This is a genomic window from Nonomuraea sp. NPDC050451, assembly GCF_044458585.1.
Genome location: NZ_JBITHZ010000053.1, coordinates 25,879 through 40,883, shown reverse-complemented (window position 1 = coordinate 40,883; position 15,005 = coordinate 25,879). Strand labels below are relative to the sequence as shown.

The 15,005-nt window shown below is 69.8% G+C and carries 11 protein-coding genes; 3 read left to right on the top strand and 8 right to left on the bottom strand.

Going from position 1 to position 15,005, the window contains the following annotated elements; translation table 11 throughout:
- Positions 1 to 94: 94 nt before the first annotated feature.
- Positions 95 to 832 (bottom strand): FadR/GntR family transcriptional regulator, encoded by a 738-nt coding sequence (locus ACIBI9_RS62235; protein ID WP_397237624.1) that lies wholly within the window; start codon positions 830 to 832, stop codon positions 95 to 97.
- A gap of 334 nt (positions 833 to 1,166) precedes the next feature.
- On the opposite strand from ACIBI9_RS62235, the gene ACIBI9_RS62230 reads away from it, so the two are divergent.
- From ACIBI9_RS62230 to ACIBI9_RS62220, 3 genes are all read left to right on the top strand, one after another.
- The gene (locus ACIBI9_RS62230) at positions 1,167 to 3,551 is read left to right on the top strand and encodes an RICIN domain-containing protein (protein WP_397237622.1); all 2,385 of its coding nucleotides are present in this window, start codon (positions 1,167 to 1,169) and stop codon (positions 3,549 to 3,551) included.
- 95 nt (positions 3,552 to 3,646) lie between these two features.
- Positions 3,647 to 6,472, top strand: coding sequence for an RICIN domain-containing protein (locus ACIBI9_RS62225; RefSeq protein ID WP_397237620.1), 2,826 nt, complete (start codon positions 3,647 to 3,649; stop codon positions 6,470 to 6,472).
- Between the two features lie 10 nt (positions 6,473 to 6,482).
- Positions 6,483 to 8,231 (top strand): ThuA domain-containing protein, encoded by a 1,749-nt coding sequence (locus tag ACIBI9_RS62220; RefSeq protein WP_397237618.1) that lies wholly within the window; start codon positions 6,483 to 6,485, stop codon positions 8,229 to 8,231.
- A gap of 35 nt (positions 8,232 to 8,266) precedes the next feature.
- Here the strand turns inward: ACIBI9_RS62220 and ACIBI9_RS62215 are convergent, their stop codons facing one another.
- The 7 genes from ACIBI9_RS62215 to ACIBI9_RS62185 are packed head-to-tail and all read right to left on the bottom strand — an operon-like array spanning position 8,267 to position 14,848.
- On the bottom strand, positions 8,267 to 9,598 hold the full coding sequence (locus ACIBI9_RS62215; RefSeq protein ID WP_397237616.1) for an alkaline phosphatase family protein: 1,332 nt from the start codon (positions 9,596 to 9,598) through the stop codon (positions 8,267 to 8,269).
- The gene (eboE, locus tag ACIBI9_RS62210; RefSeq protein ID WP_397237668.1) at positions 9,598 to 10,710 is read right to left on the bottom strand and encodes a metabolite traffic protein EboE; all 1,113 of its coding nucleotides are present in this window, start codon (positions 10,708 to 10,710) and stop codon (positions 9,598 to 9,600) included. The genes ACIBI9_RS62215 and eboE overlap by 1 nt, the downstream gene beginning before the upstream one ends.
- A gap of 2 nt (positions 10,711 to 10,712) precedes the next feature.
- Complete coding sequence (locus tag ACIBI9_RS62205) at positions 10,713 to 11,558, bottom strand: TatD family hydrolase (protein WP_397237614.1); 846 nt, start codon at positions 11,556 to 11,558, stop codon at positions 10,713 to 10,715.
- Positions 11,559 to 12,065, bottom strand: a complete 507-nt coding sequence (locus tag ACIBI9_RS62200; protein WP_397237612.1) for an EboA domain-containing protein — start codon at positions 12,063 to 12,065, stop codon at positions 11,559 to 11,561. It lies immediately after the preceding gene.
- A complete protein-coding gene (locus tag ACIBI9_RS62195) occupies positions 12,010 to 12,903 on the bottom strand; it encodes a sugar phosphate isomerase/epimerase family protein (RefSeq protein WP_397237610.1) in 894 nt (297 codons plus the stop codon). The genes ACIBI9_RS62200 and ACIBI9_RS62195 overlap by 56 nt, the downstream gene beginning before the upstream one ends.
- Positions 12,873 to 13,718 carry an SCO3242 family prenyltransferase gene (locus ACIBI9_RS62190; RefSeq protein ID WP_397237608.1) on the bottom strand — a complete coding sequence of 282 codons (846 nt, stop codon included), beginning with the start codon at positions 13,716 to 13,718 and terminating at the stop codon, positions 12,873 to 12,875. Before ACIBI9_RS62190 ends, ACIBI9_RS62195 begins: the two co-directional genes overlap by 31 nt.
- The gene (locus ACIBI9_RS62185; RefSeq protein WP_397237606.1) at positions 13,715 to 14,848 is read right to left on the bottom strand and encodes an inositol-3-phosphate synthase; all 1,134 of its coding nucleotides are present in this window, start codon (positions 14,846 to 14,848) and stop codon (positions 13,715 to 13,717) included. Before ACIBI9_RS62185 ends, ACIBI9_RS62190 begins: the two co-directional genes overlap by 4 nt.
- Positions 14,849 to 15,005 lie beyond the last annotated feature (157 nt).

Below are 15,005 nucleotides of genomic sequence, written 5' to 3'. Positions count from 1 at the left end.
CCCGGGGGCACTCATCGGCGACGCTCGTGGCCGGGCTCGATGAAACGTTCATCCGCCGCCGGCTCGGCTGGGCGAACCGGTTCGGAGGGCCGGATCAGTGGGAGGAGAAGAGGCGCTGCTGGATCTCTCTCCGGTAGTCGTCGAGGGTGTTGTCGATGTGCGTGGCCGCGGCCTGGGCGGCCGCTTCCGGGTCGCCGGCGCGGATGGCCCGGTAGATGGCGTCGTGCTCCTCGACGGCCTTGGCGGCGTGCCCGCCCACCGAGCCGCTCAGCCCGATGAGGTTGGACTGCGCCTGCAGCCTGCGGGCCTCCCGCACCGCCACCTGGAGGAACATGTTGTGCGAGGCCGTGGCGATGGCGGCGTGAAAGGTGTCGTCGCCCTCGTTGAACAGCTCTTCCTGTCCGGTCTCGAAGCCGTGGCGGCACAGGCCGGCCGCCTCCTCGATGGCCCTCAGCTCCGCGGGGGTGGCGCGGCGGGCGGCCAGCCTGCTGGTCTCCATCTCCTGCGCCCGGCGGAACTCGAACAGCATGTAGACGTGGTCGAGGTCGGTCGGGAGGAAGAAGGAGGCCCAGCGCCCGGTGCCGAACATCCCCTCGTCGTCGGCCACGTACAGGCCGCGACCCTTCTGGGCGCGTACCCGGCCGAGCGCGGAGAGTATCTTCACCGCCTCGCGTACCACCGTGCGGCTGGTGCCCAGCTGCCGGGCCAGCTCGTTCTCGGTCGGCATGCGGTCACCCGGACGCAGGCCGAGCCGGACGATCAATTCCAGTACCTGCTCGGCCGCCACCTCGTAGCCCGGCCGGTATCCGCTCTCGCGCGGGGTGTCGGTCACCGTGCTTCCTCCTCGCCGTCCCTGCAAAGTATGACTGATGAGGGCTCCCTCCCAGGTTTCAGACGCTGGCCTATGAGTACGACACATCTGAACGGTTCATACGAAGACGATCGGCGCGAGCGTACGAAGTTCAGGAATTTCCGCTGGTAAATGGCGCAAAACGGCTAACTATGGCCGGATCTGCCGTGTGCAAATGGTGAAATAAGCGGGCTTAAGGTCTTGACGGGTATCAATACTCACAACGTAATTAGAAGCGAAGACCCTCAGAAGGGCGTCACCTGCCTGAGCAGCAGGGCGTGACCTGGCCACACCCGTACCCCCCAAAGGAACCACTGTGCAGTCATCTTCGCCCGTCACGGCGCTGAGACCGTTCCTGATCGGCATCGTCGCGGCGCTGGCCGCGACGTTCGCCCTCGTCGCCCCCGCCACCCCGGCCGTCGCGGCCACCACGACCCTGTACGCGTCACCCACCGGCACCGGCACCACGTGCACGTCCACCCAGCCGTGCTCGCTGTCCGCGGCGCAGGCGGCGGTACGTTCGCTGAACGGCGCGATGTCCGGTGACATCGCCGTGGAACTGGCCGACGGGGTGTACCGGCTCTCCGCGCCGCTCCGGCTGACCGCCGCCGATTCCGGGAACAACGGCTACACCGTCAAATGGCAGGCCGCGACGGGCGCCCATCCCGTCATCAGCGGAGCGAAGGCGGTCACCGGATGGGCCGTGGCCGATTCCGGGAAGAACATCTGGCGCGCCGACGTCGGCACCGGGATCGACACCCGGCAGCTGTACGTCAACGGCGCCGTCGCCACGCGGGCGCGTACCACCGTGAACCGGTCAGACTTCACCGCCACCACCACCGGTCTGAGGTTCGGCAACAGCGCCCTGAGCTATCTGAACAACCTGGCCAACCAGAACCGGGTCGAGATGGAGAGCGTGGGCTCGTTCACGGACCGCTACGTGACGGTGCAGAGCATCAGCGGGAACGTCATTACGATGCAGCAGCCCGGCTGGAACAACAACACCTTCGGCTACGACACCTTCACGCAGCCACACCGGGCGGGTCCGCTGTACCTGGAGAACGCCTACGAGTTCCTGGACGCGCCGGGGGAGTGGTACGTCAACCCCGGGACCGGCGTCCTGTACTACATCCCGGCTGCCGGGCAGAACATGAGCAATATCAGCGTCGAGCTGCCGATTCTCCAGTCCCTGGTGAACGTCGGAGGCACCTACGAGGCGCCCGCGCACCACATCACCTTCAGCGGGATCACGTTCACCGGCACGACCTGGCTCGGACCCAGCAGCAACCAGGGCTACGCGGACCAGCAGACCGGCGCCTACATCGCCGGTAACTGGAACTGGCCCGCCGACAGGCTGACCTCCTGCCAGGAGGGGTGCCAGCAGTTCGAGGCCGCGCGGCCGAACTGGCAGCAGATGCCGGCAGCCGTGCAGGTGTCCGCGGCCAACAACGTCACCTTCACCGACTCCCGGTTCGTCAACCTCGGCCAGACGGCCGTGGGCATCGGCAACGACGCCAACGCGCACGCCAGCGGGGTCGGCCTGGGCGCCGGCGACATCACGGTCACCCGGTCCGAGATCGCCCAGAGCTCGGCGGGCGGCATCGTGGTCGGCGGCGTGCGCGCCGACGCGCACCACCCCAGTGACCAGCGGATGGTCAACCGGAACATCACCGTCAGCAACAACCGCATCCACGATCTCGGCCTGGACTACCGGGGCATCGTCTCGGTCCTGACCACCTACGTCACCAACACCGACGTGTCCCACAACGAGGTCTACAACCTGCCGTACACCGGCATGTCGATCGGGTACGGCTGGGGCGCCAACGAGCCCGGTGGCAGCAACAACTACGCCAACCGCGGCCTGTACAACTACCAGCCGCGCTACACCACTCCCACCACCGCCTCCGGCAACAAGCTCGTCGGCAACTACGTGCACGACGTCATGCAGCAGATGACCGACGGCGGCTGTATCTACACGCTGTCGTGGAACCCGAACGCGGTGATCAGCGGCAACCACTGCCTGCGGACCAACGGCTGGTTCGGGATCTACTTCGACGAGGGCTCCAAGTACTACACCGTCACCGGCAACGTGCTCTCGAACACCGGCACCTGGGCCACCGCCAACTACTGGGGCGGCGAGAACATGGGCAACTTCACCGTCACCGGCAACTGGTCGACCAACGGCAGCACCAACGTGACCAACGGCGACCGTGGCAACGTGGTGAACAACAATGTCACCGTCTCCAACGGCGCCTGGCCGGCGGGCGCCCAGGCCGTGATGGCGTCCGCCGGCCCCCAGGGCCAGCCTTCGGGAAGCACGAGTGCGCTCAAAGGCGCCGGCTCGAACCGGTGCCTGGACGTCAGCGGCGGCTCGCAGGCCAACGGCGCGCAGACGCAGATCTGGGACTGCAACGGCCGGTCCAACCAGCAGTGGACGTCGACCGCCGCGGGTGAGCTGCGGGTCTACGGCGGCAAGTGCCTGGACGTGAACGGGGCCGGGACCGCCGACGGCACCGCCGTGATCATCTGGGACTGCAACGGCCAGAACAACCAGAAGTGGCGCCTCAACGCCGACGGCACCGTCACCGCGGTCGGCGCGAACAAGTGCCTGGACGTGTCCGGATACGGCACCGCCAACGGCACCAAGGTGCAGATCTGGACCTGCACCGGCGCCACCAACCAGAAGTGGGCCCGCGCCTGACACCGTCCGGCGACGCGCCCTCGGCGTCCCGCTCTCGGGGACGGGAAGCGGGGCCTCCCCTTCGCTCGAATCGGTTCGATAGTAGAGGAACGCTCATGTCCCGACGTCCGTGGCTCACCTTGCTGACCACGATGGCGCTGATCACTCCCGGAGCACTCGCGCTCGACGCCTCCCCGGCGAACGCCCTCGCCATCCCGGCGTCCGACTACCAGCAGGTGTCTCTCGCGTCGGGAGGCGCCGAGCTGGGTGAGGCGATGTCGCTGGCCGTGATGCCGAACCGGTCGGTGGTGCACACGGCACGCGACGGCACGGTGCGCATCACCGATGTCAACGGCAACACGAAGGTGGCCGGCAGGCTCAACGTCTACAGTCACGACGAGGAGGGCCTGCAGGGTGTGGCGGTGGACCCCGACTTCGCGTCCAACCGGTACTTATGGCTCTACTACTCGCCGCGGCTGAGCACGCCGAACGGTGATGCGCCGAGCAACGGCACGCAGGCGCAGTTCGACCAGTGGAAGGGCGAGCTGCACCTGTCCCGGTTCACCCTCAAGCCGGACGACACGCTCGACCTGGCCGGCGAGAAGGTGGTCCTGCGGGTCCAGAACGACCGCGGCCAGTGCTGTCACGTCGGCGGGGACATCGACTTCGACGCCGCCGGAAACCTCTATCTGACCACCGGCGACGACAGCAACCCCTTCGAGTCGAGCGGCTACTCCCCGCTGGACGAGCGGACCGACCGCAACCCGCAGTTCGACGCCCAGCGCTCGGCCGGCAACACCAACGACCTGCGTGGCAAGCTCCTGCGCATCAAACCGCAGCCCGACGGCACCTACACCATTCCCAGCGGCAACCTGTTCCCTCCCGGGACGGCGAGGACCCGGCCGGAGATCTACGCGATGGGCTTCCGCAACCCGTTCCGGATGAGCGTGGACAAGGCGACCGGCGTCGTCTACCTCGGCGACTACGGGCCGGACGCGGGGGTGACCAACTCCAGCAGAGGGCCGAGCGGGCAGGTGGAGTTCGACCGCATCACCGGCCCGGGCAACTACGGATGGCCGTACTGCACGGGCACGAACACCACCAGCGAGACCTACAACGAATGGAACTTCGCCACCAACAGCACCGGCCCGAAGTACAACTGCGCGGGCGGCCCGACCAACAACTCCTTCCGTAACACCGGCCTGACCACGCTGCCCGCGGCGAAGCCGGCGTGGATCAGGTACGCGGGGGACGCCGGAAGCCCGCCGGAGTTCGGCTCCGGGTCGGAGTCGCCGATGGGCGGCCCGGTCTACCGTTACGACCCTGACCTGAACTCGGCCGTCAAGTTCCCCCAGGCGCTCGACGGGCGGTATTTCGCCGGTGAGTACGGCCGGCGCTGGATCAAGGCGATCGAGGTCAAGGCGGACGGCGCCTACGGGGAGATCTCGGCGTTCCCCTGGTCGGGGACGCAGGTGATGGACATGGCCTTCGGTCCTGACGGGGCCCTGTACGTCCTCGACTACGGCGACGGGAACAACAACCAGGCGCTGTACCGCATCGAGTACATCGGCAGCGCCAACCGCAATCCGATCGCCAAGGCGTCCGCCGACAAGACGTCGGGACCGGCTCCGCTGACGGTGAACTTCTCCTCGGCGGGCAGCTCCGACCCGGAGGGCGGCGCGCTGACGTACTCGTGGAACTTCGGCGACGGCACCACCTCCACGGCGGCGAATCCGAGCAAGACCTACAGCACGAACGGCGCCTACACGGCGACGCTCACGGTCCGGGACCCGCAGGGGCTCGCCGGCACGGCGAACGTGATCGTGAACGTCGGCAACACCGCGCCGACGGTCGTCCTCACCACCCCTGCCGACGGGCAGCTGTTCTCCTTCGGTGACACCGTGCCCTTCCAGGTCACCGTCAGCGACCCGGAGGACGGCACGATCGACTGCGCCGGGGTCACCGTCGCCTACTTCCTCGGCCACGACAGCCACCGCCACAAGATCACCTCCAAGACCGGCTGCTCTGGCTCCATCGCGCTGCCGGCCGACGGTGAGCATGACACCGCGGCCAACATCTACGGCGTCTTCGAGGCCTCCTACACCGACAAGGGCGGTCTGACCTCCACCAGCGACCGTACGCTCCAGCCGCGGCACCGGCAGGCCGAGCACTTCGGCGCCCAGCAGGGCATCCAGACGGCCGACCACGCCACGGCGGAAGGCGGCAAAACGGTCGGCTTCACCGACGACGGCGACTGGATCTCCTTCCAGCCGTACAACCTGGGCAACGCGACGAGGATCACCGCCCGGGTGTCCTCGGCGGGCGCGGGCGGCCGGATCGAGGTGCGCGCGGGCTCCGCGACGGGCACACTGCTGGGAACGGTGAACGTGGCGAGCACCGGAAGCTGGGACACCTTCACCGACGTCTCGGCCAACCTCAGCGGCGCCCCAGCCGGCACGACGACGCTCTATCTGGTCTTCCGCGGCCCGACCGGACAGGGTTACCTGTTCGACGTGGACGCCTTCACTTTCGACACCGGCACCCCGCCCTCGGGGAGCATGAGCGCGTTCAAGGGTGTGGGGTCGGGGCGGTGCCTGGACGTCAGCGGCGGCTCGCAGGCCAACGGCGCGCAGGCGCAGATCTGGGACTGCAACGGGCAGTCCAACCAGCAGTGGACGTCGACCGCCGCGGGAGAGCTGCGGGCCTACGGCGGCAAGTGCCTGGATGTGAGCGGGGCCGGGACGGCGGACGGCACCGCCGTGATCATCTGGGACTGCAACGGGCAGAACAACCAGAAGTGGCGCCTCAACGCCGACGGCACCATCACCGCGGTCGGCGCGAACAAGTGCCTGGACGTCACCGGCTCCGGCACCGCCAACGGCACCAAGATGCGCATCTGGACCTGCACCGGAGGAACCAACCAGCGCTGGACCCGCGTCTGAAAGGACACCCATGCTGCGACATCTCACCCCCGCCGCGCTCGGGCGCATCGCGGGGAGCGACCGAAAGACATCCGTGCTGCGGCGCCTCTCAGTGACGGTGGCGGCGATCACCGTCGCCGCGACGGTGATCCCCGCCATCCCCGCCCAGGCCGCCGCCTTCAAGGTGCTGGTGTTCTCCAAGACGGCCGGGTTCCGGCACGACTCGATCCCCAACGGGATCCAGGCCATCCGCGACCTGGGGGCCGCCAACGACTTCGCCGTCGACGCCACCGAGGACTCGAACGCCTTCAGCACGGCCAACCTGGCCCAGTACAAGGCGGTGGTGTTCCTCAGCACCACCGGTGACGTGCTGAACGACAACCAGCAGGCCGCCTTCCAGACGTACGTGGACGGCGGGGGCGGCTACGTCGGGGTGCATTCGGCCGCGGACACCGAGTACAGCTGGCCGTACTACGGGCAGCTGATGGGGGCCTGGTTCAACAACCACCCGGCGATCCAGCAGGCCACCGTACGGAACGAGGACCGGGCGCACGCCGCGACCGGTCACCTGGGGACGACCTGGTCACGCACCGACGAGTGGTACAACTACCGCACCAACCCCCGGCCGAACGTCCGGGTGCTGCAGAGCCTGGACGAGGGCAGCTACAGCGGCGGCGGCATGGGCGATCACCCGATCACCTGGTGCCACCCCCAGTCCTCCGGCCGCGCCTTCTACACCGGCCTGGGGCACACCAAGGAGTCGTACGCCGATCCGAACTTCCGCACGCTGCTGCTCGGCGGAATCCGGTACACGGCCAAGGCCACCAACGCCGACTGCCGCCCGGAGACCGGGTACACGACGTTGTACAACGGCTCGACGACGGGCTGGTCGCAGGCCGGGCCGGGATCGTTCGCCAACAGCGACGCCACGCTGACCTCCCAAGGCGGCATGGGCATGCTGTGGTACAACGCCAAGGAGCTGCGCTCCTACTCCGTCAAGATCGACTGGAAGATGACCGGCGACTCCAACTCCGGCGTCATCGTCGGTTTCCCGGCCACCGGCGACCCGGACGCGGCGCTCAACACCGGATATGAGGTGCAGATCGACGCGACCGACACCCCGGACAAGACCACCGGGGCGATCTACGGGTTCAAGACCGCCGACATCGCCGCCCGCGACGCGGCGCTGAACCCGCCAGGTCAGTGGAACACCTATGAGCTGCTGGTGGAGGGTGAGCGGCTGCAGGTGTTCCTGAACGGCGCCAAAATCAATGATTTCACCAACACCGATCCGGTCCGCTCGCTCCAGCAGGGCTACCTCGGCATCCAGAACCACGGGCCCGGCGACGTGGTGTCATTCCGCAACATCCGCATCAAGGAGACGACCAGCACACCGGGCGGCACGAGCGCGCTGCGGGGTGCGGGGTCCGGGCGGTGCCTGGACGTCAGCGGAGCCTCGCAGGCCAACGGCGCGCAGGCGCAGATCTGGGACTGCAACGGGCAGCCCAACCAGAAGTGGACCTCCACCGATTCCGGTGAGCTGCGGGTCTACGGCGGCAAGTGCCTGGACGTGAGCGGGGCCGGGACGGCGGACGGCACCAGCGTGATCATCTGGGACTGCAACGGACAGGGCAACCAGAAGTGGCGCCTCAACGCCGACGGCACGATCACGGCGGTGGGGGCGAACAAGTGCCTGGACGTCGGCGGCACCGCCAACGGCACCAAGGCGCGCATCTGGACCTGCACCGGAGGAACCAACCAGCGCTGGACCCGCGTCTGAGGCCTACCCGTCCACATCCCGGCGAGGGCGCGCGCTCAGCGGCTTCGCCGGGCCAGGCCGGCCAGGAGCGCCTTGACCTCGGTTGCCTCGTAGGAGTCACGGTCGAAGGGGCCGATGATCAGCGGGCCCTCGTCGGGGAGATCGGGCAGCCGGCCGTGACTGCCCCGCACCGGCGCCGGGTCGAGCGGCACCACCCGCATCGTGTAGCGGAAGCCCAGCTTCTTCCTGGCCAGCGCCGCCGCCGCACGGAGCTTGACGAACGGATCACTCGGGTCCATGAACAGCTCGGCGGGGTCGTAGCCGGGTTTGCGGTGGATGTCCACGAGCCTGGCGAAATCCGGGGCCCGGTCGTCGGAGAGCCAGTAGTAGTAGGTGAACCAGGCGTCCGGCTCCGCAACGGCGACGAGCTCGCCGGCGCGTTCGTGGTCGAGCCCGTACTTCGCCTTCCCCGCCTGGTCGAGCACCTCGTCCACGCCAGGCAACTCGGCGATGACGGCTCGGGCGCGGTCGAGGTCGGCGGGGTCGCGCACGTAAACGTGGGCCACCTGGTGGTCGGCGACGGCGAAGGCCCGGGACGTCCACGGGTCGAGGTACTCCATCCCGGCCTGGGTGTGGACCTCCAGGAGACCCGCGGTGCGCAGCGCCCGGTTGACGTCCACCGGACGGGACACCGGGGTGATGCCGTATTCCGAGAGCACGACCACCTGGGCGTCCTCGGCGAGGAGCGGAGCCAGAGCGGCGTCGACGGCGCGGGCCGCTGCGATGGCCTCGGGGCCGGCCGGGCCGTACCGCTGGAGGTCGTAGTCGAGGTGGGGTACGTAGACCAGCAGCAGATCCGGCCTTTCGCGGGCCAGGATGCGGCGGGCCGCGGCGATGATCCATGCGGAGGAGGCGATCCCCGCGTTGGGGCCCCAGTAGGTGAACAGGGGGAACGGGCCCAGGGCGGCTTCGAGGTCGTCGTGGAGTGAGGGCGGGCGGGTGTAGCAGTCGGGCGACTTGCGGCCGTCGGCGTGGTAGACGGGGCGCGGGGTGACGAGCAGGTCGGTCGGCGCACCCATCGCGTACCACCAGCAGACGTTGGCGGTGCGCAGGCCGGATGCGGCGGTCCACAGCTGGTCGCCCTGGATGAGCGCGTTGTGCTGGCGCCACAGCAGCACCTCGCCGAGGTCCCGGAAGTACCATCCGTTGCCGACGATGCCGTGGTCGCGGGGCATCGAACCGGTCAGCAGGGTGGCCTGCATCGAGCAGGTGACGGCCGGGAGCACGGGCCGCAGCGCGGCCGCCGCGCCCGTCTTCGCGACGTTCGGCATGTGCGCGAGCAGGCGCGGGGTGAGCCCGACGACATTGATCACGATCAGCGGTGCCATCACGTCTCCTTCAGCCCGAGGGCGGTGAGCTGCCCCCGCATCCAGTCGAGCTCGGCGGCGATGCCTTCCGCGACGTCGGCCGGCGCGCGGGGAAGCACGTTCCACGTGTAGGTCTCCACCTCGACGTGCCTGGTCAGCGGCCGTTCTCCGCCGAGGAGCACGTTCAGCAGGTCACGCAGGTAGGGGGCGCTGGTGGCGAGCGGAGGGGGCGGCGCATCGTGCAGCGGGACGTGGAAGTGCACGCGCCAGCTCTCGTCCGCGGGCAGGCCGCCGGCCAGGGCCTCGCCCAGGTCGTCGGTGTATCCGGTGGCGGAGCGCGTCTGGTGAAGGAAGCGGGCCTCGTCGAACGCGGCCAGCGCCCGTTGTGCCCCCGGCGGGGCCACCAGGGCGCACGACGCCTGGAGCTTCACGATGGGCAGCCCGGTGCGGGCGCCCGCCTCGGGCTCCTCGAAACCCACGGCCATGTGGCAGGCGTCCAGGCAGAGGCCGAGGTGGTCGTGATCCAGGTCGCTCAGCAGGGCGGTCGCCTGAGACGTCGTCTCGACGATGCAACCGGGCTCCGGCTCGAAGCCCAGCCGGATCACCCTGCCGGTACGGCCGGTCAGCGCGCGCAGGCCCTGTGCGACCGCGTCGAGATTGGCCATGACAGCCGCCGCTTTCTCTTTCGTCCACCCGGTCCGCCAGGCGAGGGGGAGGGTCGAGATCGTGCCCTCGGTGACGCCGTCCGGAAGCAGTGCGGCGAGGATCTCGGCGAGCCCGAGCGTGTAGCTCAGCCGCTCCGCGTCGGCCCAGTCAGGGGTGTAGACGCGGTACTTCACGATCTCGTCGTGGAAACCGCGGTAGGGGAACCCGTTGAGGGTCACGACCTCCAGCCCGAGCGCGGTCAGCCGCTCGCGCAGCCCGGCGAGCTCCCCGGGCCGGGCGAGGAGGTCCGCTGCGGCGTGATGGGACAGCCACAGCCCGAGCCCGAGCCGTTCGACGCCGAGCAGGCGCCTGACCCGCGCGGCGACGCCGGACAGCTGACCGTGGATGCCGGGGAGATCCTCGGCGGCGTGGACGTTGGTGCAGTAGGACAGGTGCACCGTCGAGCCGTCCGGATGGCGCAGCCGCATGGTCACCCCCGCCTGATCGTGTTGCCGGCGTGGTCGGGGCCGGCTTGCGAGCCGGTCTCGAGATCGAGGCGCCCGCTCTGCCCGTAGAAGGCGACCGGATTACGCCACAGCACCTGGTCCACGTCGTCCTCGCCGAAGCCGGCCGCGAGCATGACATCGGCTACCTCGCGCGTCTTGAGCGGGTCGCTCCGCCCCCAGTCGGCGGCCGAGTTCACCAGCATCCTGTCCGTGCCGTACTCCTCGAGCAGGGCCACCATCCGGTCCGGGTCCATCTTGGTGTCGGGGTAGATCGAGAACCCCATCCAGCAGCCCGAGTCCGCGACCATGCCGATGGTCATCTCGTTGAGGTGGTCGATGAGCACCCGCTCGGGGGGTATCCCGGCGTCCCGTACCACGTGGAGGGTCCGGCGGGTGCCCGCGGCCTTGTCCCGATGCGGAGTGTGCACGAGTACCGGAAGATCATTCTCCTGCGCGAGGGCGAGCTGGGCCTCGAAGGCCCGTTCTTCCTCCACCGTCATCGAGTCGTAGCCGACCTCGCCGACCGCGACGACGGAGTCCTTCAGCAGGTATCGCGGCAACTCGGCCAGCACCCCCGCGCACCGCGGATCGTTCGCCTCCTTCGGGTTGAGCGCGAGCGCGCAGTGGTGGTGGATGCCGTACTGCGCGGCGCGGTACGGCTCCCAGCCGAGCAGCGCGTCGAAGTAGTCCAGGAAGCTGCCCACGTTGGTACGGGGCTGCCCCAGCCAGAAGGCGGGTTCGACGACGGCCCGGACCCCCGCGGCGTGCATGCGCTGGTAGTCGTCGGTGGTCCGGGAGGTCATGTGGATGTGGGGGTCGAAGATGCGCATTCAGATCCTCTCCAGGACGTCGCTCGGGACGGGCCGGCCGGCCGCCCGCAGCTCCGCCGCGTAGTCCGACAGCATCCGGGCCAGTTCGGCGTCGAAGCGGCGGTCCAGCTCGGCGACCGCCGCCAGCGGGATCGACATGAAGACGCACTTGAGCACCCCTTGACGGAAGGAGTGGTCGTCCAGCCACGCCGAGCCGTACGGGCCGAGGGCCGCGGCGACCAGCCGCGCGTCATTGGTGCGCAGCGCGTCCTCCACCAGCCCGACCGCCGTGCCTTCCGAATCGAGCTCATGCAGGACGGTCAGGATCGCCAGCCGCTCGCCGCTGTCGCCGGCCTCGTACAGGCCGCAGATCATCGCGTGGTCGCCGTGCAGCGCGCCGAGCAGCGCGGGCCGGGCGCCGGCGCCGCCCCGCCGTTCGGCCTGCGGGAAGAGCCGGTGGATCGCGTACGGGTCAGCCTCGACCTGCCGGACGGCCTGTGCCAGCCACTCCTGCGCCGGCTCCTTCATGTGCCCTCCTCAAGAAGTCGATCGAGCGGCGGGCGACCTGCGGGGCCGCGTGGCTGTGCCGGGCCAGCTCCACGGCCACCAGACCCGAGTAGCCGTGCAGGGCGGCGAGCACCGGCACGAAGTCGATCTCACCCTCGCCGAATTCCAGGTGCTCGTGGACTCCCCGGCGCATGTCCTCGATCTGCACGTGCACGGTGTACGGCAGCGCCCGGCGGACGCAGGTGCCCAGGTCTTCCGGCTCCACGCAGTGGCAGTGCCCGATGTCGAGGGTGAGACCGAACCGGGCATGGGCGCCGAGCATCGCGCGCAGCCGCTCGAAGCCGTCCAGGCCGGCGACGAGCATCCCGGGTTCGGGTTCGAAGCCCAGCGTGACGCCAACCTCGTCGGCCTCGTCGAGCAGCCGTGCGCACTGGCGGGCCAGCCGCGTGTACGCCTCCGCCTCCGGCATGCCGTCGGGCCGGACGCCGCTCCACAGGTGCACCACGGGAGCGCCCAGATCGGCGGCGACCCGCATCGCGGTGGTCAGGAACTCCACTCTGCGCTCGGCGTCGTCACTGATGAGGGTCGGATGGTGTTTGCGCAGGGGATCGAGGGTGTAACGCCCGCCCGTCTCGACCACGGCCTGGAGGCCGTGGCGTTCGAGGAGCCCGGCGATCCGCGACACCTCCGCGGCCAGGCCGGGGGAGTAGGGGTCGAGATGACCGTGGTCGAGTGTGATCGCCGCACCGGCGTACCCGAGGTCGGCCAGGATCGCAAGCGCCTCGGGAAGCCGGTGGTCGGCGAAGCCGTTGGTGCAGTAGGCCCACTTCACGATGTCGCCAGCCGGGACGAGAGCCACCTTCCCAGGGGCAGCGAACACAGCAGCGCGCCCGCCGTCGCGAACCGCCCGCCACCGGCGACCGCCGCCGCCTGGAGCGGTATCAGGCCGAGGATGCTGAGGCGGACGGCCTGCCGTACGTTCTCGGGGTCGGGACGGGCCCGCAACCCGGCCTGGACCGGGAGGGTGAAGGCGAGATAGCCGGCGATGAGGACGCCCGCTCCGGCCCGGGCGGCGGCTCGGTCGCGCACGCAGGAGGCGGCCGCGAGCCCGGCCGCCGCGATGCTCGCCACGAGCGCGCGCTCGGCGGTCCCGCGTGCCGCCCCCGCGACCTCGGCCCGGCCCAGGACGCTGATCCCGTAGGTGTGCGCGCCTATCGCCAGCGCCGCCGGCACGGCGGCCCTGGCCTGCTCACCCGCGCCGAGAAGCACGTCGAGGACGCGACAGGCCGCCATCGACGCCGGTCCCGCCGCCGTCCGTTTGAGGCCCAGGTCGTAGGCCCACACCGCGCCGGCCAGCAGGCCGGCTACGGCGAGACCGCGACGGCCCCCGGCGAGGGCGGCGGTGGCCAGACCCGCGCCGGTCAGGGCGGCCGCGAGCCCGAGCGCGGTGCCGGGGCGGACCCGGCCTGACGGGATCGGACGCTCAGAACGTTCGACGGCGTCCGCCTCACGGTCGGCCCAGTCGTTGAGTGCCATCCCCGACCAGTACATGAGCACCGACGCCAGGGCCAGGCCGGGCGCCGGACGCCGTCCCGCGGCGGCGGCCCCCGCCATGGTGTCCCCCGGCACCGACAGTGCGGCCGGTGCGCGGACCAGTTCGAGCAGCGCCCTCATGACAGTTCCTCGGCGAAGGCGCGCAGCCGGGCGTACTGGACGGCCAGCGCGTGCTCGTCCGTCCCCAGGGGGCTCTTGAAGAAGTAGGCGAGCTCGGGCAGGACGCCGTACCGCCCCTTCTCGTGCGCACGGGCGACCAGCCGGGCCAGGTCCAGGACGAGCGGAGCGGCCAGCGCCGAATCGCAGCCCTGCCAGGTGAACTGCAGCGTCATCCGCACGCCGAGAAAGCCTTCGAAGCTCACGTGGTCCCAGGCGGTCTTCCACTCTCCGAGATCCGGGACGTAGTCGATGTGCGTCTCACCCTCGACGGGTCCTCCCAGGACCTTCGCGACGACCTGGTCCTTGGAGAGCTGCTTGCTGGACCTGGCGGCCGGATCGGCGAGTGCCGCCCCGTCGCCGCCGCCGAGCAGGTTGAGCCCGGACCAGGTGCGGACCCGCAGTGCCCGGTCGGCGAACATGGGCGCCAGAGCGCTTTTGACCAGGGTCTCGCCGGTCTTGCCGTCGCGTCCCGCGTACGGCACGCGCCGCCGGGCGGCCAGTTCCGCCAGGGCGGGCAGGGCCGGCCCGGTGGAGGGCGTGAACTCCACATAGCCGCACCCGGCGTGGAACGCCGCATAGGCGTACAGCGAACTCGGCGGCAGCACGTCGTCCTCCGCGGCGAGCCGCTCCTCGAGATCGGCCAGCCTCTCGAACTCCGGGCGCGAATCCACCGGGGGCTCGGTCGACGACACGTTGACGACGACCACCCGGGCCAACCCGTGCCGGGCCCGGAAGCCGGCGATGTCGTCGATCAGCCGGGTCTCGGCCCGGCCGCCGTCGCCGGGGACGTGGCCCGGCCGGATCTCGGCGTCGGCGGCGTCCAGATCGGACGCGAGCAGCTCCGGGAGGTCCGGGGATATGACCCCTGCTCTGGCCAGCTGCTCGGCGCGCTTGCGCAAGGAGGTCTCGGTGATGTCATGGCCGCCGAAGGCCAGGTCGGTCAGCGGAACCAGGTGCCCGGGAAAGCCGGGGGACTCGCTCACGCATCCTTGCGGGGTCGCGGCCCCCGCCCTGATGGCCGAGGCGCCCACGATGGCAGTGGTCGCCACGGATCCTCGTGCCCCGATAAGCCACACACCGAGCTTGCCCATGAAAGCTCCATCGTGTCGGGACTACCCCCGCATGCGGAAGGCATCCGGTATGTAAGTCTCCGTGATGGTAAGAGCTATTTTTGCCGATGGTCAACTATAAGTAGGCTAATAGTCGTCTTATCATCCGCCGCTTGTGGCCGTCACCGCCTGGTCCACC